The following is a 19,663-nucleotide window of genomic DNA, read 5'->3' as shown; positions in this document are numbered from 1 at the left end:
TCTGCATTGCGCCAGGGAAGAATCGGGGAGGAATTTTCGATTGATGCTCCGCCATCCTGACAAAATCGCAGGCATGGCCGCCCAGAACATCGTAGACCTCCCACCCTGCCGCCCAGGCATGGCAGACACCCACCGCCGCGCGACAAACGCATTCCGCGCGCACTGGCGCGCACACGGTACAGCGCAACCGCAGAAGCTGGTCCTGACCAGGGCCCAGGCCGACGATCTGCTTCTGTGCCGCCTCTATGGCTGCGTGCCAATGAATGGCGTGAAGCCAGAGCAAGGCAAATTCAATGGCAGCCCGATAGAGGTATCGGATGCCACTGCTGGCGTTCTTGTGGCCCACGATGGCACCGAGATGCCGCTGGCGGACTTTGACCAACTAGCTCACGCCTGAAGCCAGCTCTGGACGGTCGTTCTATATGGATGACCTCCTACGACGGCCGACACAGGCGAGTGTCCCAATGGACTCTTTCCACAAGGAGCTCGCCATGGCCACCGACCCGAACGAACACCCAGCCCACAAGGTCCCCGAGACCTATCCCCTTCCCCCGGGCGACCTGCCGCCCAGTACCGAGACGCCGACTATCCCCCCGCAGCCCCAGCTCCCCCAATCAGGGCCGGACTACGTTGGCGAAATTGAGGATGAAGGTGCAGATCCTGTGGGCCCGTCGCCCAGGACCAGATTTCTTCCGATTGCGGACGTCCCTTAGCCCCGCTGACGCCGCATAGCTACCATGCCCAGCATAGCCAGCAATGACGACAGTCCAAGTAAGGCGTACTCACCGAGCGTGGGAATGCTAGCTGGAGCGGCGGGTGGCGCTAGCCCCACATTGATGATGATCTCGTCGCCAGATGGCACGAACAACGTTTGAGTCCCCACGTTAAGGCCAATCGCTGCCAACGTCGTGCCTGCAAAAATCGTTTGATTGACGATCGGAGACGCAGAAACATAGTTTTCCGGTAGGTACAGCTCAGTTCCCAGGAGAAACACGTTGGGCCCCGAAGAGCTTGACCCAGCGGTCGGTACTACTGAAGGCAGCGAAATGCCAGGCGACAGCGCCCCAGGGTACCAATCTCCGTTTGTGTCTGAGCCAATGCAGAGGGCATTTGCACCGATGAATCCATCGCCAAGAAGACAGGGGCCAATGAGGCCTATGGAGGAGAAAGAACTGGTGTTTATCGAGCCTGAGCCACTCATCACGACATCAGGACCCACCTGATTGATGTTGATCGTGTAAACAGCCTGAGCTAGGTTCGCTCCCAGGAAGAAAATCAAGCCCACGCCAACGTCTCGCAAATTCATCTCCACCCCTTCATAAGAATACGTATCATTTGAAGTGTAGAGGATGTCTTTGATCCAGCCTAAGCCAAAGTTGCGGGCACGGCCCATGTAACGTCGGTTTTGGGGTGGTGAAAAGGTCGGCCCCTCCAGCTCCCGAAGGGCGATGCAAGGCGCCAAGCTGGTGAACTTGTCTATGTCCTCCCGGGGCTCCGAACTCACCCAGCTTCTCAAGGCCGTCAAATACTTGGGCCCGGTAGTTGCCGGGTTCTATCTTGTCGATTCTCAGCGTCAGGATCATCAGCGTTCAATGGATCAGGAGACGGCACAGCCACAGCGTGGAATGCGGTCCACAGCCGACCATCACAGCGTCGGCTTCCACCCCTGGCTCACGATTCAAGCGGCGCGGTGGCTCAGTTCTACTTCGGCGCGGACATTTCATGCACTGGTGCCTGAAGGGACACTCCCTTCCATCAAAAATCGGAGCACTATCGGTTTGGCTGCGGGACTGCAGCGTAGTTCATGGCAATGGCCTGGACCACTGCACCAATGAGCGCGCCATCGCCCGCACTCTGAGGCAAAACCTCCCGAACGATCTGGACCGCGTACTCCAGCTGCTCCTTGGCAAGGGCTGCTGACATGGCGTTGCCACGTTTTTCGCTGGGCGACGCGTCGCGGATCACAAGGCTCATGGAAGACTCCAGAAAAAGCTAAAGACGCAGTATGCGCTGCATACGACGCGCTCCATCCCGGCACTACCCAAATCCCGCCAAGAAAGACTGTTCGAAGAGTGGGCAGAAGCAATGGCTCCGGACTGCCCCTCACATGCTGGAGGCCCAAAACAAAAAAAAGCGCCGCAACATTTGTTGCGGCGCTTTTTCTGATTTGGGGTGGCTGATGGGGCTCGAACCCACGACAACAGGAATCACAATCTGTGGGCACAACCAAAGACTGATGCAGGTTTGCGCATGAGTCGCGGGAACTACTGCCGCATTTTTGAGCGCCTGAGCATGCGGCTTTCAGGCGGTTCGTACCCGTGGCAATCTGCCTGAAAACTCACGACATCAGCCGCTCCCCAGTCTCAAACGCATCCCGCCCATCCAGGCTGTTGTGAAACCAGACATCAGGCTCTGTCGGGTCTTCATCCGGCCTGCACCAGCACTTGCTTGTGTAGTCGTGCGGGCGGTAGTCGTCCATCGGGGTGACGTGGATTCCGTCGTCGGTGGAGGCTAGAAGCCAAGCCATGGTGGTGGGTGTTGGGTGTCGGCCTGGCTGGGCGAACCACTTGGCCATCCCGGCGCACCGGGGCGGGCCTTGCCGACGTGATCAGGTCAGGTGGCGGCAAGCTCCGATATCAAGCCGTTTTCTGGAGGCATTGGGCGTGACAGCTCTTCACGCAGCAGGAAGCCCAGCAAAGGCCAGATTTCCCGCTCTGCGTTCTCGCGGGCGACGCGGCGGCCAATGTCGGCATTGAAGTTTTCCGGGCTGGCGCAGGCAGAGACTCCATGCACAGTGAAGCCGTTGCGCAGTACCAGGACACAAAAGGTCATAAGCGTCAGCGGATGACCGATAGGAACGGGTGGCTGCTGCTCCGCTGGTACGCCGCGCAGAGAGGCGCCGTAGGCGCCATCCGATCCGGTGAAGTACCACTCGCTGACGATCTCGTTTTTCAACGCTGCGGGCGTCACCCGTGGCGCCTTGTTTGCCTTGGCCTGAATCTCGCGCTCCAGGGAGTCGGGGCCGGGGTCCACCACGGGGAGCGCGACGGTTTCCACACCAGCATGTGGGTCGCGGCATTCCAATCCACCCCGGCGAGAGCCCTTCACGGCGCCACAATCGGCACAGAGTTGCCCGCCATACGAGGAACTATGGCGCCAGTCATGCGAACTTTCGTTGATGGCCGCCTGTACGCTTCCACCCACAACACCCCAGTCTGTTGCGAGGCAGTCATTCACGCTGGGCACCCAGGTGCTGACCGTGCCGTCCACGTTCTTGATCGCCATGTAGGCGTTGTAGGGAACCATCGCGCCTTCACCAAAGTGCGCCTTGGCCGCGCCGGTCTGCACGGGGTAGCTGGCAGGCGGCACCAAATACACGAACATGCCCTTGCCGTTCCAGCCGGTGCGGGCGATGCGCTGGCCAGCCTTGATGGCCTCCAGGGCTGCTCCAAAATTCATTGTGCTCATGGTCTTCTCAGTGTGTTGACCCGGCAACCGGCCGGGGCGGGTTGAAAGATGCTGGCAATCGGGGGAGAATCCGAGCCATGAATCCGCAATGGGATACCTTCTGGGAGCAAGACTTGGAACGCCGCGCAGAGGAAGCGCGGGCTCCAATGGAGCGAAACCGTTGCCTCATGGATGTGTACCAGGCAAAAGTGGACGCATACATCGCAATTGCTGAGCGAGCGGGATTCAACAAGGACCACCAGCTTGTGCAAGAAATGGCAAAGCAATTGCCGGACATGCCAGCAATGAAGCCCCCGGAATTTGAGGTTGCGACAATCGCCATCCCTTCGATTGACATTCCGCCTCCTTCGATCCCGGTGTTGGACATTCCTGATATCCAGTTACAGAAGCCGTGACCATCAGGGCGCCATCAGCGCCCGGTCTGCATCAATCTGCCCGCGCAGCAGAACTACTTCCGAATCGCGCCGGGCAAGAGCTTCTCGGTGTTCTGCAACCACTCCTGCCCCCTCGACAATGTGGCGGTCGAAGGCCTCAAGTCGATTTGCGAGATCGCGGCGGGCAGCGTCGTCGGCTTGGGCTTGCGCGCGATAAGTGGCGGCTCTGCGGTCTGCGTCGAGGCGCAGCCGCTCAACGCGAGCAAGATCAGCGCGAGCAATGGCATCGCGCACAGGTTGCGAAGTGGTGAAGGCATCGGAGTTCTCCTGTGTGGCGGTGGCGTGGGTGGATTCCTTGCCTGCCGTTTTCGTCTCGTCGGCGCGCGCGGCTTCGGAGCGCTTGAGCGTGGCCTGCGTGGTGGTGGTGATCAGCTTCTGGTGTGCAAGCTGTTCAAAGTGCAGGCGCCCGGTCTGAACCAGCAGAAGCCCGCCAGCCGCGATTGCTGCGACCATCCATCCGTAGGCTTTGAGTTGGGCAAAGATCACCGCCAAGCCCTCCACCAGAACCACCACATTGCGATCAGGATTGGGCTCATTTGCGAACTGCCTTGTAAATCAGGCCGCCAATCACTGCCAGCACCAGAGCCAGCAGAGCCCAGCCCCATGGGTTGATCGCTAGGAAAAGCAACGCCTCACCCCACCATGGCAGGTAGAAGCCGCTGGCAAAGGCAGCGCCGGGCAGCAGCGCGAAGATGACCAGAGCCAGGGCGCGCATCAGATGCTCCCCTTCTCTCGCTTGATGCCAGCCTTCACGCCCAAGCTGAAGAAGTGCTTGGCCAAGCCTTCCAGCTGGCGCTCAGACCACGGCGTGCAGCCGACTTCAGCGCACTCCTTGGCATCGTCGGCAGAGACTTCCAGGCCCTTGGTGGTGGCGCAGCCGGTGAGGGCCACGGCGATCACGGCAGCAGCTAGCGTTTTCATAGCAAGTCCTTTCGACTGCACATGACCATTTCAGCCTTGCGCCGGTTGTGCAGACCCGGTACATAGACAGCCTTGCCGTTCTCAGTCACGAACGACCAGTTGGGGTCGCCGGATGGCGTGTAGGCCAGCGCGCGGCAGCCCTCAACAAGTCGCCCGGCGTTGATGAGGCCCATAGCCTTGCTGGCGCAGGTGTTGCCCACTCCCACGTTGTGCGCGTGGCTGCTCAGGGCGTCGAAGGTGTATTGGCTGATGCGGGTCTTGACGCAGTCCAGCAGCTTGAGCTGGGTCTTCTCGACCACCATGCGGTTGACTTCGTCGCACCGCTCTTGGCTCCAAACATCCCCCACGATGACGGGGTATGGACTGGTTGCAGGGGTGATGCCGTCGCAGACGGTGGGGATGCCGCGCGCCAGGCGGTCGGCGTAGACCTTGGTGGCTTGCTTCTTATCAGCTTCCCAGTCGTGGAGGAATGTCGCGAGGCCCGAGCTGGCGAGCACCAGCGGCACGCCAAACTTGATGACGACCTTGCGGACCGCCTCTTTCATTTTGGGTTCACCCCAGACTTCCAAGCCGTCCAGAGTGCCGCGACTGATGCGCAGGCCCCGACGATGTAGCCGAGGGGTTTGGCGAGCCGCCCGATGTACTCAAACACCCGGAACGCGCCTTTAAAGGATGTGAACAGGTCTACCAGCTCGGCGGTGCTTGCCGCTGTCTGCTGGGTGGCCGCTGTGTTCGCGGCAAGATCCTGTTCGATACGCCCCATGCGGGCATCACCAGCATCGAGGCGCACTTTGATCTCGGCGATTTCTTCCGAGTGGGCCGATGGGGCGCCTTGAGTCTGTGCTTGATCCATGAGCCCGGATGATCCGGGCCATGAAACATGTGCGCGAACCCTACTGGGGGGCAAAGGACAGGAAACCAGGCCATCAAGGGGTCTGATTAGGTGGTCGCAACCTTAAAAACCACAAAGCTAATTTTCAGCGCATCAGACAAAGATCCTCCGCTGCTGTTTTGTACTGTGATCTGGCAAGAGCCGCCCAAGCCTGTGTGGTTCGCGGCGGTAACTCGATACGGACCGCCAAACCCAACAGGGTTCGCGTACACCACATCGTTCGCGCCAATGAGAGAGTTCGTCAGAGTGAACGTCGCAACACCGCCATTGGCAAGGGCCGCGTTGTTCATCGTGATCACGCCAGAGGACTTATTCAGCGTGACACCGGTACTCTTGTCGGTGGCCTGTGTGACTGTCCCACCTGCACCAGCATCGTAGCCAATCAGGCCGCTGGTTGTGGTCAGGTTGCCGGATACCTTCAATGCGCCAGCCAGGTTGTTCGCGGTTGACCCAATGTTGGCGATCTTCACGCTGTTGACCGTGGCAACGCCGTCGAAGTCGAGAACTGTGTTACCCGATCCCTTGTTGGCAACCATGTGCACCGTGTCGGTGTCGTTGTAGAAGCCGAACTGCTGGTAGGTGGCGCCATTCACATTCATGGACGTGTTGCCCGTCACCGTGGCATTGCCCGACACAATCCGAATGCCGGTTCGTTCGCCAGATGTCAAGGCTACGCCGCAATTGATGACGTTGTTGGCCTCAATGATGGCTTCGGCCGCCTGCGTCTTGATGCCGCTGTGCGAGCAGCCGCTGACGCGATTGGCGATGATCGAAACTTCTTCATTGTTGGCTGTGGCCTGAATGCCAATGCCCACATTGCTTGCAGAGGTGGCAAGCGTTCGCCCAGTAGGCCCGGTGCCCGCAAGCTCCACGAAGTTGTCGGTGATCTTGTGGTGGCCGCCGTAGGTATTCAGACGGATTTCCGAGTTGCCGTCCTGGCCCAAGAAAGATGCACGCAGGCGCACACCATGGATGGCCTTTCCAGATGCCCCCTCCACCAAGATGCCATACCCAGTGTTGGCAAAGGTGGAAATCATGTCCCACTCGCCAAGGCTGGACGACGCGGCCGACCCAATGGCGTAGACGGCCAGGGCGTTCCCATCGTTCTGGTCAATGAGCATCTTGTGCAATGACCACTGGAGCTGACCCGTGGAACCGGTGTGCATGCGGATGCCGTCGCTATAGTTTTTGCAGATGCGCGAGTTTTTGATGCTGCTGAAACCCGCCTCACCCAAGTAGGCGCCGTAGTAGTGGTTAAGAACCTCTATGTCGTCAATGCGGCCTTCGCCGATGCGGTTGAAATCTATGCCATGTGCGGTGCTAGTTGGCGTCACATTGCGGTCTAGCGTTAGCCCGCGCAGCGACAGCCCAGCCGTAGATCCTACGAAATAGATTAAAGGCTGGGTGGTAGATGTCGAGGTAATGGTTGTCGCTCCGCGCGATGACCCATATAGACACTGATTGGCAAGGGCTCCAATGGTCAGTTTATCCGCCACAAAGTATGAACCTGGCGGCACATAAACGGATTTCTCGACAGCCAAAGCAGCTTGAAATGCAGCTGTGTCGATAGTGTCATTGCCAGTCCCAACACCGGTCCCAAAATCCTTCACACTGGCTACATCGCGACCCTTGTCCTGGAGTGTGCGGGCGACCGCGCCGCTACCGGCCGCCGTGAATCCTTGAATCGCGGTGGGCAGGGTGTCGGTGTCTGGGACTTCCCGAAGGAGCCCAGAAACCATAGAAAGCGGCCGACGAGTCGCCATGTGATCAAGCCAAAACGATCGGTTGACCAGCCTCGAAGTTCATCGACGCTGCGGCGGTTGCTAGGCCAACACGCTGCACCACGTTGCCAGAACCGCTGGGCGCAGTACCAACGCAAGCGCCAGCCGTTGTCCCCAAGAAAAGCGGCCCTGCCGTCAGTCCTGTGACCTGCGCATTGGTGCCCTCAAAGTACACCGTGGCATTGGCGGGGCTTGTGACTGCGGCAAGCACGAAGCCGTGGGCCTCCTTGCCCGCAGTCGTTGCGTCTGCCTTGCGCACTTTGGCTGTGCCTGAATCGTTCCAGACATTCACCAAATCACCGGCAGCAAGGTTCTCGCTAGACGCGATAGATGCAGTGTCTGCGCCGATGCCAGTCGGCATGAAAGACGAATCAAGGCGCCCGCTGGCGTCCAGCGCGGGGATCTTGTTAGCGTCTCCCGCCCCGGCGCTGTCCAGCAGCGCGGCTTCCTCGGTCAGCGTGCCCGCGTTGTTCTTGATGAATTTCTTGCTTGATGCAGTGCCCATGATGGTGCTCCTATAAAACGATGGGGGACTTGATCTGAATGACCATTGCCGTGGCGGATATCGCTACGCCGATGGCGGCCTGAAACCCGGTTGCTGGAGGTGTCTGCGTTGGGATACCGTTGGCGCCAGCGAAAATCGGCTGGTTAGCAGTCCACGACCAACCGGGTTCTGACATCTCGCCGGAGAACTGCACATTGATGGACGCGCCATCTACTGCGGCGCCCATGGTCAAACCGATTGCCGCGTGCGCTTGGGCTGGGTCGCTGGGGTCCACGTAGCCGACCTTTCCACCCGTGGTGGCCCGCACAACACGCTGACCGCCTAATGCACCGTCTGACACATAGGTGAGGTAACTTGCGCCAGACTGGCCTGGCGGCCCTGGTCGCCCCGTGCCGCCACGCGAGACCACCACTGAACCACGCCCGGTTTGCGGCGCCACCACAACTGCGCGCGTGCGCTCCACTACGACGACGGCCGATGTGGATTGCCGTACGACAACTGGATCAGACGACGGATCGACTACCGTGCTCACACCGTCAGCTCCGGATTCAGGGGGAATGTGATCGAATACTGGCGCTCGCGGGTGCCGTCAGCGCGCGTGACTTCGACGTGTCCAACGGCGTACGTCCACGCCGGGGCTGTTTCCCCGTACACCAGCGCTGCGGTGTCGGTGTGGCTTATGAACAGCCGCAGCGTGTCGGCGTCCAGCACGATGCCGGAATTTGCCGTGGAAAGTGTCTTGATCAGCGCATTGGTTTCAGGGTGCCGCAGCTGCACCTCTGCAGAGCAGCCTGTGTAGTCCTCCAGCACGCGGTCAGCCTCATTGACTGGCGCGCCAGTGTCAGCTCGGACAAGCTGGCCGCACACCCATTCGGTGTCGTACGGGAAAAAGCTGCGCTCCAACGCCTCATCAAAGGTGGCGCCTTGGATGATGGGCAGGCTGAGGCTGGCGGGCGTGATCGTCATGCCCCGCAGTGTTCCGGCGCCCGCCTTTTGGCGCCAACCCTACTGGGGGTTTAGCACCAGGATCAAATTGTCTGGCTGAGCGATGCGCTGCCGCTGATCGAGGCATTCGCGCTGACCATGGCCCATGCACTGGCCAGGCGCTGCGATGACGTGGTGAGCCCCACCTTCGCGGCTTCCATGCGGGCATCGTTCGTGTGCAACACCGCGTCCGTGTTGGCCTTGGCAATCTGAGCGGCAATACTCTTGCCCGCCTCGTACTGCTTCATGTTCGACTCCCAGATGCGGGAGATAGCGCCTGACTGGGCTTCTGCAGCACTCGCCCCGGCGCGGTATCCATCCACCATGACGGCGGATTTGCGCGATGCTGCTTCGACCTGCGAGGTCGAGGCCGACAGCTGGGCTTTCCAGCCGTCCCACTCCAAGCCCTTCGCGGCCAGCTTGACCTGCAGCTTGGAAATCTCCACGCGCGCGCGCTCGGCCTGGGCTCCGACCTTTGCACCGTAAGCGCGGGCCAGCGTGCCAACGGCTTCGACCTTGGTAGCCTCGGCGCTGATCGTGGCCTTGTACATCTCCGACTTCGCTGTTTCGGCATTGACCGTGGCAACAAAGGCTTTGACCTGCTCGGCCCCGGCCTGAATGCGCGTGCCCTCCAGTTCCACCAGCGTCTTTGCAGCTCCAACGCGGGCTTGGTAGATTTGCACGGCGGCCATGGAGCCTTCGATCTCGGCCTTGTAGCGCTCCACCAGAGACCGGTTGATGTCGGCCTTGGTCTGTTCGGCTTGCAGCAGAGCCTTGAATACCTCGACCTTGTTCAACTCGGCCTGAATAACTGTCTGATAGGCCGATGCATAGGCCTGATACCCAGCCAGCAAAGCCTTGTATTGCTCCAATGCCGCGTTGTGGCAGGCAATGGCGTTGTCGGCGGCGGTCTTGGCAAGGTCCACGGCCATGACTTCCAGCTTGTAGGCGTCATCCAGCAATGTGGATTCCAGCTGCAGCGCCAGGGTCGTCGCCTGCTGCAGATTGGCCTGCTCAAGCTCGGCTTGCTTGATGGCGATATCGCGCGACAGGCCGGACAGCTTGTCGTTGTACTCGCGGCGTGCATCTGCCAGTTGCCCGGCCAGCACACCCGATGGCAGCGCGAAGCCCAGCGCTTCGGATGCGCGCAGGACCTCCTGCTCTTTCGCCAGGGCAATCTGCGTTTCGCGGTCGCGCGAGCGGTCCCAGATCGCCTGCTCCACAGCAGGGGCCAGCCCGGTTCCACCCTGGATACGAGCATTCAGCGTGGCCTTGAGGTTGTCCAGCAACTGGCTGGCGTACCGCGCGCCGGGCGAATAGGCGAACGGCGCTGGCTGCAGAACCGACAGTTCCGGAATGTCGTCCAGCTTGTCCAACCAGTCTTCGTGCAGGTTGATCCCACCAAAGCTGTGGGTCTGCAGCGTCAGGAACTCCGGCGCATCCGGCAGGATGACCGTGGGCGCATCTGGCAAGGCCACGTCGCGCACCTCGGGCAGCGTGGGCGCCGTGCCGATAGTCAGGGCCGGCGCGGCGGGGAAGTTCAGTGTCGGCATCTCGATGTCGAAATCATCGATTTGCACGTTTCCCACGGTGTCGGTCAGCGCGGACGGCATCCCTCCTGGGATGGAAAGGTCAATCTCCGGCAGATCCGGCAGATCCGGGATGGGAGGCAGGTTCGGAGCTGGCAGCGTGTTCCAGGTCACGCTGATCGTGGGCGGCTGGTACACGCTGGCATTCAATGCTGCCTGAAACCCTTCAACGGCCTCCGTGGCGGCGTCGGCCAAGTCGATGGACCGGTCGTATTTGTCGTTGACGATTTCTGCTGCACTGCTGGTTGCGTCGGCCATGGTTAGACCCTCCGTGTTTTCGATTGACGATTGAGGACTTCAACGCGATCAAGCGTGAAAGCCTGCCCGGCCGGATTGCTCAGGCCAAAGCCCAGATAGTTCTCGCGGATGCCGCGTCCAACGGGGCAGCGTGTCTCTCCGCTGGACCGCATCGGGAACGGGTAATGCCAGCTTTGCTGTGCGCCATGCACAGTGAACCGCGCGCTCCCGCAGCCGCGCATGGACAGGTACACCATCTCAATGGCGTGCTTTAGCGTGGACTCGCGCAGCGTGGCTGGCAGCCGGATGTTCGACACGATGGGCAGGCCGTCGTCGGTATCGCCACCGAACTCGTAAAGCCCAGTTGCTGAGCCTCCGTGTGTAGGCGTGATGCTCTGAAAAGCGAAGCGCGTGTACTCGGACACCGCACCGTTGAGAGTGTTGCAGACGATGGTTTTCATACGACGGATAGCAAGGTTGAATCGTTCTTTACACGGATGTCGGTGCCTTCCTGCACATCCATCACCTCGTGAAGAAACTTGGCGCTCACGTCATCGGCAAGGATGATCCAGCTGCGCAGCGGCGGGGCAAAGATGCCAGCCGCGATGTCAAGCTCAAGGATGTTGATGCACACTGCGCCGGTCAGCGGGTCCGCTGCTTGTGACACCACAAACTGGCGGCTCTGCAGGTCGTCCATCGTTGGGACCGACTCTTCCAGCTTGAAAAACTCGACACCTTTATGAACCACGGTCAACTGACGCGAAAATGATTCGGTCGTGGTTTCGGAGCCGCCATCAACCACCGTTGGGGGTGACGTCCTGTTGTCGGATGTGTTGTCGATTACCGTGACGACAACCGCCTGGCGGCGTGGCCGGTAGAGCACATGCAAATCTATCGTCAGGTCAACAAACAGGATCAGCATGCCGCTCTCTATGCGCGTTCTGATTTCTGTGCCTTGGTTAGACGCCAGTGTGTACGGCGTTCCGTCAGGCGGAGTGAAGTTCTCAGTGATGTTTTGCACGTTCCGCGCAAATGTCAGAGACCCGCTATTGAACTGCAGAAGGTTGTCGCCCCAGGTAATGGAAGGGCCGGGGAACACATCATTGATAGAGCCAGTGATGGTGGTTTCTTCCTTGTAGTAGTTCTCTTCCGTGGTGTAGGCGCGGAATGTCGATGTGATACTTGTCCCGCTGTTCCCGCCCGTTGGGTAGCGCAGCGTGAAGTCCGTTTGCCCGCCGCGGCCGTCGTACCCATACCCGCCCGCCACCAACTCCCACGATGGTGTGTAATGTTCGGTGGTCGTGGTAAGACCGGCGCCACCGGAACCCACAGTTGTGGATGAATAAGAGCCTGGAATTGATGAGCCCACAGCATTCGTAGACACGATGGCCAGGGCGTCATCCGAGATCCGCAGGTCAGTTTTCACATACTTGTCATCGGACGCGCGGCGCATCATCAACCGAGCTGTATTGCCGTTGGGCGAAACAGAGAGGGTTTGCCAGATCAAGGAATGGCCTGCCGGGATCTCCATTTCAAAGCGCAGCGGCCCAATCGGCAGAATCGACTCTGGGGCACTGGCGTCGTACGGCTCACCATGCAGCCGCAACCGCGCTGGGTCGAATTCAGCGGTGATCTGCATGAGCCAAACCGTACCGTCAGACGCCAGGCGGAAGAAAGGCACGGTGTCGTAGTCGCCCTGTAGAGAGCCAACCCGTTTTTCGTTATCGGTATAGATTCCGGGGCCTGATGTAAAGCTTCGCATCCAGTAGGCGCGGGTGTTCGTCCCAAAACGCCTTTCGAAAGATGGCTGCTCCTTCAGGTCGATGTCATAGCTCACGCCACCGAATGCCGTCACAGACTTTTTGCCAGACTTGCTGACCCAAATCCCCTTGCCGCCAGAGTAGCCATCTACCTTGCGCACGCGCCATTTCCCCGTTGTGATGCGCGTCCCTTTGCGCACTCGCGGCGTCAGAATGTACGGTTGCGGCCGATCTTCATCTTTGTGGATGTGCCCAGCGACCAATCCGCCGTCCAGCATCGTGAGCGACAGGCCGATACCACTGCGGCGGAGGTCGTCGTCTTGACCCTGCGGCCAGATCTCCATGATCGTCTGCGGGCCAATCACGACGATGCGGTAGCGCGACCCGTCCGCCAGCCACCCGGTAACGATGGGGTTTGCCACCACGCTCACGCGGGAGCTGTTGCAGAAGTTCGCAAAGGACACTTGAGCCATGGCGCGCTGCTCAGCCGTCGCCTCGCCATAGACACGCAGCGCTGGCGGCGCGGCAGCAGGCACCGGGTTGCCCGTTGGCGTAAACACCAGTGGATTCCAGATGCTCATTGCGGAACCGCCAGGTATTGGGGCACGCCGTCGATCTCGCGAAACGTCGCGCAGACTTCCGTGGCTGCGGTCTTGTAGCGGTCCCCGGTCAGGCTGTATGTCTGGCCGCCGTTGAACCCAGCAACGATTCCCTCACCGGCAATGCACAGCATGGCCGCACCGCCGCCCGTGCCGTCGCCTAGTTTCAGGCGGTCGCCCGGAGCTGAGACGCCAGAGCCTGGCACCACGGCACCGCGCTTCGTGGGAATGAGCGCCAATGCATCCCATGTAATGCCAGACAAGAAAAACAGATCCTTGTCCGTGCCAACATAGATCCCATCGTCAACAGGTTGGATGGCGGTAATCTCGCCAACCATTTGCTTGAAGTCCCGCCAGTCCGAGAGGTGCGGCGCATTCGGACGGCTGGCCCACAACGCATTGCCGACAGCGGCGAGCACGCGACCGCGCCAGAACGCCGTGTATGTGCCCACCGGGAACGACTGCGCGCCCAGTGTTCTGCAGGGCAGCACCAGCGCCGCGTTGTTGCCGGTGTACTCGAAACTTCCCGTGGCGGTGGCACCCGCAAGGTAGCCGCCCTCCCCGTTCAAACCGCTAAGGTAGACATTGATGGCGTGACCATTCAGCTGCGGCAGTCCGTCCAATCGGAAACCGCTGTTGATGGAAATCGGCTCTGAACTGATGGCAGGGCTTTCCAGCCGGTCCGACAGACGCACATGCGTCAGGTGGTAGCGGTAGGAGCCTGGGAACAGTTCGCCAAAAGCATCATCATGGAACCCCAATGACGCTGGAGCCGGAACGCTGCGGTCCCGGCCCGTGAGCCCATCGGTTACGCCATGGATCAGCCCATTGGTGTAGGTCGTGCGGCCGTCAGGCAGGTTGCAATACCAGACGCGGCCAGGCCCAAGGGCGGGGTGAATCACATGCTGCGCGCCGCCCGGGTGGATGGCGATCAATGCGCTCCCCGTGGTGGCCAGCATAAACCCTGCGGCTTGATGGATGTTCTTGTGGCAGATGTCGGCAGATTCCGTGAAGCCGTCTCGGCGATTGATCTCGCCCGTCAGCCCAATATCCACATCAGTTGCTGCGACCAGGTCGCTGCCCGTCATCCGAAGCTCGGGCAGCACGTTATTGATGCCGGTGAAGGCCTCGAATGTCAGCATGACACGCCCCTGTGAATGGATACGGCGCCGATCTCCAAGGGGAATTTCTGCCGCGTGATCGTCGCAAAACCGATAGGACCGTGATTGCCTAGCTCCAATGGCGCAGCATTCCCGGCCACGGCAGCCATGTCCCCGCCGACAGCTCGATGCACTCCCGCCGTCAGCAGATCCATCCCACTGACCGCAAATGCCATACCAATTCCGGGAACTGCAAGTTCCAGCGGCCATGCAGCACCGGCGATAGTGGCCATGCCTGAAGCGAAGTCCCCAAACTCCAGTGGTTCGGCGGCGCCAGCGATGGTCGCCACTCCCAGAGTCGGCGCGCCAAGCTCCAGCGGCTCCAACCCGCCAGCCACAGCCGCATAAGGCCCTGGCGCCATGCTTGGCATCCCAAACTCCAGCGGACGCGCACTCACACCAATACCCGTCATAGGTGGTGGCAGAACGCCGCCTACATCAGCCACATGCAGCCCGTATGTCAGGAGGTCAAGGCTTGCCGGGCGTGCATGGATTGGAGATCCAATCTGCAGCGACAGGGCGCCGAACTCCATCACATCCGCGTCTCCAGCCACAGGATTCACCACCATGACGGGTGTCCCATGCTGGAGGATGTCCAAGCCAGGCGGAGAAAGAACTGGGTCGTAGAACCCAAGGTGCACACCATGATCCAGAAGATCAAGTCCGTCCGGCTCTAGTGCATACATGAGGCTCGCGTCTCCAAATTCCAGCGGCTCTCCATCCCCGGCGTCTGTACTGCCAACGGCTGTGTGTGTCCCGGCCGCAAGCAGGTCAAGTCCAGGTGGCAAAAGAACAATGTCACCGCCGCCTGTACCGTTGATCGCCGCGCCGTTGATGAGGGGATAGCTCATTGCTTCTAGGCGCTGTACTCATCCAGCTCAACGAAGATGCCGCGCCAGTAGAAGCGCCCCATGCAGCGTCCGCCAGAAGCCGCTGTATCCACGCGAAAACGCAAGCCCTCACCAACAACCATCTGGCCGCCAGTGGTCAGTGGTATGCGGTGCACGCAACCATCACCAGTGATTTGGCTCAGGGTCACGGAATCTGCAAACCGCGTCGGCGCGGCGTCGGTGCCAATATCCACCACGGGCGGGGCTGCAGCCGTGTACTTGTAGGCGATGAACCCCACCTCTGTAATCAGCACATTGCGCAACTCGCCTGTACTGATGTCCACAGGCAACGCCGTTGGATACCACGATGCGCTATCACCAACTGGCGTCGCGCCAGTGGTGTTCCAAGTGGGCTCGCCAGCAACACTGCTGACCCCAGAGGCGTTCACGTCGGTAATATCGAGCCAGTATTGGTTGCCATCCGGCGTCGTAGGAGCAACCACGGCGCTTCTGCCTCGCGGGGTGTCGTCGTCCCATGCGTCAGCAACCCCGAGGTCAACAGGAATACTCCCGCCCACCGATTCATTGGCGAAATTGCTGTCGAACACTCCCGTGCCGGACTGTGAACGCAGAAGTTGCAGAGTGTTCCAGCCGGATAGCTGGACCCCGTCAATGATTCTTGACCTTCCGCCTACCACGAGGGCATTGCTGTCTCGAACGTCACTGGAAATCGCGCCGCCACCAAGCAAAAAGGAAGTAGCCCCACCCGGGGCGGAAACTGCTCCCGTCTGCGGGTCACGTTGAAGAAAGTAGTCAAGCACCTTCGCCGTGATGCGTGCAGACACCAAAGTGCCGATGGGCCACGCCTGGGCGACGCCCTCATACTCTCGGACGACGGTGAACGTAGTCCCGGCCTGCCCCGTAATCAGCACCACCTCATACATGCCAGGAAACGAAGCATGGGTGAGGGTCGCAGGTTGTCCGCTGCTCAAAAACGCAGCAAACGTACCTTCTGCCGTGTCATCACCAGACACCACCATGGAGGTATCCGTCGAATCGGTGAAAGTGGCGGCGAGCGTCGTCTCCGCGTTGTTGCTGAACTGATGCAGCATGGCCGCTCCTTAAGCTGGCACCAGGCGGAAGATCTTCGCCGCGCCGCTGCTCCATTGCTGGGTGTAGTTCGCTCCATTGGTGGCATACGGAAGGCCCACGGTGTCCGTGAAAAGGATCAGCAGCGGGGACGTTGCAGAGTCACCCGTATCCTTGTAGATCAGCACCGAGCCAATGGTGGAGCCCGATGCGATGGCACCAAATGCGGCATCATCAGCATCAAACACGCCATCAGCGACGGACTTGCTCGCCAGCGTCTGGTCTGTACCAACGCCTGCGCTGACGCTGGACAAGAATTCATGCCCGGCGTCGTAAACGTAGGATGAAGGCAGCAGGCGTACCTTGAGGGTGTCGCTGGAGAAGTTGATGCTTCCTGCCAAGACTTTTTCGGCACCCTTCGGGAAGAACGGCAGGGTGATGCGAGCGATCTTCTTGACATCGTTGCTCCACGGGACCGTGATCACGCCACCATTGGTCGCAGCCGGTAGCCCGGTTACCGTGTCGAAATAGAACAGCAGCGGCGAGGTCGATGCGTTGCCGGTGTCTTTGTAGACCACCAGGGCTTTGATCGTGCTGCCAGGCGCAATGGCGCCATAGTTCAAGTCGTCGGCGTCCAGCACACCGCCAGTCACTGACTTGCTTGCAAGCGTTTGGTCAGTGGCAATGCGTGTCGTGGAAAGGTCAGAAACGAACTCATGCGCCGTGCTGAACGTGTAGCTGGATGACACGAGCGCAACCTTGATGGTGTCATCAATGAAGTCGATGCTGGCGCTCAGCATCTTCTGGGCACCCTTGGGGTATGAGGTGTTGGCCATGGCCGGAGCTCCTGCAATGTTGGTTCATTGCAGTGTTCCGGGGATGGCACGAAGGCGCGAACCCTACTGGGGGGCAGATTGGCCGGTGCTAGAGTGGTGCCCGGAGGTGAAAAATGAAACTACTAAGCTATATGGTTGCCGCTTCCGTGCTGGCCACGGTTTCGGTCTCGGCGACAGCGCAAGCCAATCCTTACGAGTGCCGGAAGGCCAAACGTGAAATGGAGTTCACTGGAACGTCGATGGGGTTGACGCCAGAGCAGCGAAACGAGCGCTACCGAACTGAACAGGAAAAAATCAACCGGTTCTGCGGAACAAACGACGCCCCGCCTGTCGTGCAAACACTGCCTCAACGGCAGCCTGCCCCGCAGCCATATGGCAACATCACAAGGTGCGAACCAGGCTTTTGCTTTGACAACGTTGGACGGGTATACCACCGCAACGGCCCCGAATTCTTGACAGCCCCGGATGGCAGGACTTGCCATCGTGCTGGACCAAACTGGGTTTGCCCGTAAGGAGACATGAAACGCCCGCACTCAGCGGGCTTCGTTTTCACTGAACGGCAGCTACTTCTTGTCGTGCCAGTACAGCACAGCCACCACAGTGACAATGACCGCGACAACAGAACCAGCAACAGCGGCCAAGCCAAAGAAAAGCAGAGTTCCAACCGCAATGGCGCCAAGCACCAGGGCCAAAATGCCAAAGTCGGCAATCCACCCGCGCTTGGTTGCCTCCCAGTTTTCAGCACTTTGCAGCAGGTTTTCCGACTCGCGTAAGCTCATCGGTGGGTCGTAACGCTTGGTCATCCGCGAAATGTAGCAGCATCAGCGCTGGATGGCGAATCCACCGGGGACCGGGACCACCCGCCCGCCCACCTCGCGCGCCGCTGCGGCTGCCTGCAGCCTGTTTCGGTATGGGGCGGGTTCGTCAGTTTGCCCAGCTCGGCTTGCCAGGCCTGTGGCAATCGCGCCCGCACCCTCGGGAACCCGTGTGACTTCGGTCCCGGCGTTGCGGATGGCCAAGCGCTGCATGGGCGCCGAAAGCAGCCCCGCACGCACAGCAGGCCTTGCCGCTACTGCAGCCAGCGGCAGAATGTTCCCGGTCCCTGCAGCCGCAGCAGTGCCGCCGAACCAATCGAGCGGGCTGGTTGCCTTTGGCGCCTCTTTGAGCGCTTGCGTTGCCTTGGGGAAAGCCTGCCCGGCCTCGGCAACCGTGCGCAATTCGTCTGTCAGCGGCTTGCCCTTGGCGAGATCCGCAGCCAGCTTCACGGCGTTGACGTTTCCGGTCTGTGGATTGAGCGCGTTCTGAACCGTGTAGGTCTTTGCGATGGTCTGCCGGGCATTGCGGAAGTTCTTCAACAGGTCGCCGGCTGGCTGGCCCAAGCTCTTCAAGTGATCTTCGATGGCATCTTCCAAGGCGCTGGCGGCCTGCTTGTACGCCTTGCCGGACATGGCCTCACCCGCACGGTAGGCAATATCCGCGTTCTCGCGCATGGTGCGGATCATGTTCAGGCCATCGCCTGCGTCGAACTGGCCGGACCGCAGCGCGTTGATATCGTCAACCACCTTTGGCACCCTGGCGCCGGGAAACGACTTGCCTTGGCTGGTGAACGGGCTCAACGCCTTGTCCAGTGCGCTGGAGTAGGCCTTGCCCGGGGACACAACACCAGATGACGCGACTGGAGCATAGGCGCCAGCTGCGGTACGCCGGATGTTTTCTAGCGTGTCTACATTCAAATCCACGTCATCCGCCACGCCCAGTGCTTTGCGTGCCAGGCTGTTGGACACGTTCTGATTGCGGGCGCTGGCTACCTGGGCGGTCTTGATCTTTCCACTGAACCCGGACAGTGCCTCACTCACAAGCCCTGGGCTCAGGTCAGCCGGTGGCAGCACATAACCCTGCTCGGCTGCCTTTTGGGCTGCTGCGCGGGTCTGACGGCCGGTGTCTGTGAGCACCCGACGTGGCAGCAACGCGTTTGGGGCAATCGCACCGGCAATGCCTGCAGCCAGCTGCGCAGCTTGACCTCCACCTTCTTCTCGGACTTTGCCGGACGCGCCTGCGCTGGCGGCACCACTGGCAAGCTGAAATCCCGGACCCTTCGCCAAGGTCTCACCCACAGCGCGTGCCACAGGTGTAGCGGCACCTTTCGCGAGCGTATTGCCCACACCAATCACGCCTGCGCCGCTTGCCAGGGCTGATGTGGCATCGCCAACCCATCGTTCTTGCGCGGTCTCAGGCTGCGGAAGCCCGGCCTTGGTCAATGCGTTGTCCAGCGCCTGGGCCTGCTTGGGGAATCGGAACCCTTGCCCCTCGCCCATGGCCACATCAAGCCCTTTGTTGGCAACACCTGCCACGGCATCGGCTGCCATCGCGGGGATGGCTGCGACACCGGTGATGGCGTGCCGGGCTGTCAACCCCACCTGGCGGCCAAGTTCGGCCCCCACGGAGCGCTGGGGCTGGGTCGCTGCCGGTGCAGGCGCGTCATCAAGCTGTCCATTGAATGGCTGCAGCTTCGCCGGAGCGCTGCCACCGGGTGCCGTAGGCGCGTCAAGCTCGCCCGTGAATGGGGTCAGTGCCATGC

General features: G+C 60.6%; 23 protein-coding genes. 2 read left to right on the top strand and 21 right to left on the bottom strand.

Features of this window, described 5'->3' with window-relative positions; all coding sequences use genetic code 11:
- Positions 1-118 precede the first annotated feature (118 nt).
- Complete coding sequence (locus ACT89O_RS10505) at positions 119-397, top strand: hypothetical protein (RefSeq protein ID WP_156358811.1); 279 nt, start codon at positions 119-121, stop codon at positions 395-397.
- A 312-nt stretch (positions 398-709) separates the two neighbouring features.
- Here the strand turns inward: ACT89O_RS10505 and ACT89O_RS10500 are convergent, their stop codons facing one another.
- The 4 genes from ACT89O_RS10500 to ACT89O_RS10485 all read right to left on the bottom strand — a co-directional run bounded on the left by ACT89O_RS10500 (position 710) and on the right by ACT89O_RS10485 (position 3,468).
- Complete coding sequence (locus ACT89O_RS10500) at positions 710-1,393, bottom strand: IPTL-CTERM sorting domain-containing protein (RefSeq protein WP_487262590.1); 684 nt, start codon at positions 1,391-1,393, stop codon at positions 710-712.
- A 377-nt stretch (positions 1,394-1,770) separates the two neighbouring features.
- Positions 1,771-1,974, bottom strand: a complete 204-nt coding sequence (locus ACT89O_RS10495; RefSeq protein ID WP_055400780.1) for a hypothetical protein — start codon at positions 1,972-1,974, stop codon at positions 1,771-1,773.
- Positions 1,975-2,338: 364 nt separating this feature from the next.
- Positions 2,339-2,527 carry a hypothetical protein gene (locus ACT89O_RS10490; protein ID WP_487262589.1) on the bottom strand — a complete coding sequence of 63 codons (189 nt, stop codon included), beginning with the start codon at positions 2,525-2,527 and terminating at the stop codon, positions 2,339-2,341.
- 86 nt (positions 2,528-2,613) lie between these two features.
- Complete coding sequence (locus ACT89O_RS10485; RefSeq protein WP_487262588.1) at positions 2,614-3,468, bottom strand: Gp49 family protein; 855 nt, start codon at positions 3,466-3,468, stop codon at positions 2,614-2,616.
- Between the two features lie 77 nt (positions 3,469-3,545).
- Here ACT89O_RS10485 and ACT89O_RS10480 point away from each other — a divergent pair, with 77 nt between their 5' ends.
- On the top strand, positions 3,546-3,863 hold the full coding sequence (locus ACT89O_RS10480; protein WP_487262587.1) for a hypothetical protein: 318 nt from the start codon (positions 3,546-3,548) through the stop codon (positions 3,861-3,863).
- Positions 3,864-3,866: 3 nt separating this feature from the next.
- On the opposite strand, the gene ACT89O_RS10475 is transcribed toward ACT89O_RS10480, so the two are convergent.
- The 17 genes from ACT89O_RS10475 to ACT89O_RS10395 all read right to left on the bottom strand — a co-directional run bounded on the left by ACT89O_RS10475 (position 3,867) and on the right by ACT89O_RS10395 (position 19,661).
- Positions 3,867-4,415: a hypothetical protein gene (locus tag ACT89O_RS10475; protein WP_487262586.1), complete on the bottom strand. Its 549-nt coding sequence runs from the start codon at positions 4,413-4,415 to the stop codon at positions 3,867-3,869.
- Positions 4,416-4,434: 19 nt separating this feature from the next.
- Entirely contained in the window at positions 4,435-4,617 is a 183-nt protein-coding gene (locus ACT89O_RS10470) for a hypothetical protein (RefSeq protein ID WP_487262585.1), read from the bottom strand.
- Positions 4,617-4,823, bottom strand: a complete 207-nt coding sequence (locus ACT89O_RS10465) for a hypothetical protein (RefSeq protein WP_487262584.1) — start codon at positions 4,821-4,823, stop codon at positions 4,617-4,619. Before ACT89O_RS10465 ends, ACT89O_RS10470 begins: the two co-directional genes overlap by 1 nt.
- The gene (locus ACT89O_RS10460; RefSeq protein ID WP_487262583.1) at positions 4,820-5,368 is read right to left on the bottom strand and encodes a lysozyme; all 549 of its coding nucleotides are present in this window, start codon (positions 5,366-5,368) and stop codon (positions 4,820-4,822) included. The genes ACT89O_RS10465 and ACT89O_RS10460 overlap by 4 nt, the downstream gene beginning before the upstream one ends.
- Entirely contained in the window at positions 5,365-5,676 is a 312-nt protein-coding gene (locus tag ACT89O_RS10455; protein WP_487262582.1) for a hypothetical protein, read from the bottom strand. Before ACT89O_RS10455 ends, ACT89O_RS10460 begins: the two co-directional genes overlap by 4 nt.
- Positions 5,677-5,762: 86 nt before the next feature.
- On the bottom strand, positions 5,763-7,478 hold the full coding sequence (locus ACT89O_RS10450; RefSeq protein ID WP_487262581.1) for an autotransporter outer membrane beta-barrel domain-containing protein: 1,716 nt from the start codon (positions 7,476-7,478) through the stop codon (positions 5,763-5,765).
- Between the two features lie 4 nt (positions 7,479-7,482).
- Positions 7,483-8,001: a hypothetical protein gene (locus ACT89O_RS10445; protein WP_487262580.1), complete on the bottom strand. Its 519-nt coding sequence runs from the start codon at positions 7,999-8,001 to the stop codon at positions 7,483-7,485.
- A gap of 528 nt (positions 8,002-8,529) precedes the next feature.
- Entirely contained in the window at positions 8,530-8,967 is a 438-nt protein-coding gene (locus tag ACT89O_RS10440) for a hypothetical protein (RefSeq protein ID WP_487262579.1), read from the bottom strand.
- A 62-nt stretch (positions 8,968-9,029) separates the two neighbouring features.
- On the bottom strand, positions 9,030-10,832 hold the full coding sequence (locus ACT89O_RS10435) for a hypothetical protein (RefSeq protein ID WP_487262578.1): 1,803 nt from the start codon (positions 10,830-10,832) through the stop codon (positions 9,030-9,032).
- Positions 10,833-10,834: 2 nt separating this feature from the next.
- Positions 10,835-11,272 carry a hypothetical protein gene (locus tag ACT89O_RS10430; RefSeq protein ID WP_487262577.1) on the bottom strand — a complete coding sequence of 146 codons (438 nt, stop codon included), beginning with the start codon at positions 11,270-11,272 and terminating at the stop codon, positions 10,835-10,837.
- The gene (locus ACT89O_RS10425) at positions 11,269-13,152 is read right to left on the bottom strand and encodes a hypothetical protein (RefSeq protein ID WP_487262576.1); all 1,884 of its coding nucleotides are present in this window, start codon (positions 13,150-13,152) and stop codon (positions 11,269-11,271) included. The genes ACT89O_RS10430 and ACT89O_RS10425 overlap by 4 nt, the downstream gene beginning before the upstream one ends.
- Positions 13,149-14,312, bottom strand: coding sequence for a hypothetical protein (locus ACT89O_RS10420; protein ID WP_487262575.1), 1,164 nt, complete (start codon positions 14,310-14,312; stop codon positions 13,149-13,151). Before ACT89O_RS10420 ends, ACT89O_RS10425 begins: the two co-directional genes overlap by 4 nt.
- Complete coding sequence (locus tag ACT89O_RS10415; protein WP_487262574.1) at positions 14,306-15,181, bottom strand: hypothetical protein; 876 nt, start codon at positions 15,179-15,181, stop codon at positions 14,306-14,308. Before ACT89O_RS10415 ends, ACT89O_RS10420 begins: the two co-directional genes overlap by 7 nt.
- Before the next feature lie 5 nt (positions 15,182-15,186).
- On the bottom strand, positions 15,187-16,272 hold the full coding sequence (locus tag ACT89O_RS10410; protein ID WP_487262573.1) for a hypothetical protein: 1,086 nt from the start codon (positions 16,270-16,272) through the stop codon (positions 15,187-15,189).
- Between the two features lie 9 nt (positions 16,273-16,281).
- A complete protein-coding gene (locus ACT89O_RS10405; RefSeq protein ID WP_487262572.1) occupies positions 16,282-17,085 on the bottom strand; it encodes a hypothetical protein in 804 nt (267 codons plus the stop codon).
- A 563-nt stretch (positions 17,086-17,648) separates the two neighbouring features.
- Positions 17,649-17,888, bottom strand: a complete 240-nt coding sequence (locus ACT89O_RS10400; protein ID WP_487262571.1) for a hypothetical protein — start codon at positions 17,886-17,888, stop codon at positions 17,649-17,651.
- An 18-nt stretch (positions 17,889-17,906) separates the two neighbouring features.
- Positions 17,907-19,661, bottom strand: a complete 1,755-nt coding sequence (locus ACT89O_RS10395) for a hypothetical protein (protein WP_487262570.1) — start codon at positions 19,659-19,661, stop codon at positions 17,907-17,909.
- Between the last annotated feature and the right edge of the window lie 2 nt (positions 19,662-19,663).

It is taken from the genome of Acidovorax sp. NN32, from assembly GCF_057597245.1.
This window is presented reverse-complemented; position numbering and strand designations above follow the sequence as displayed.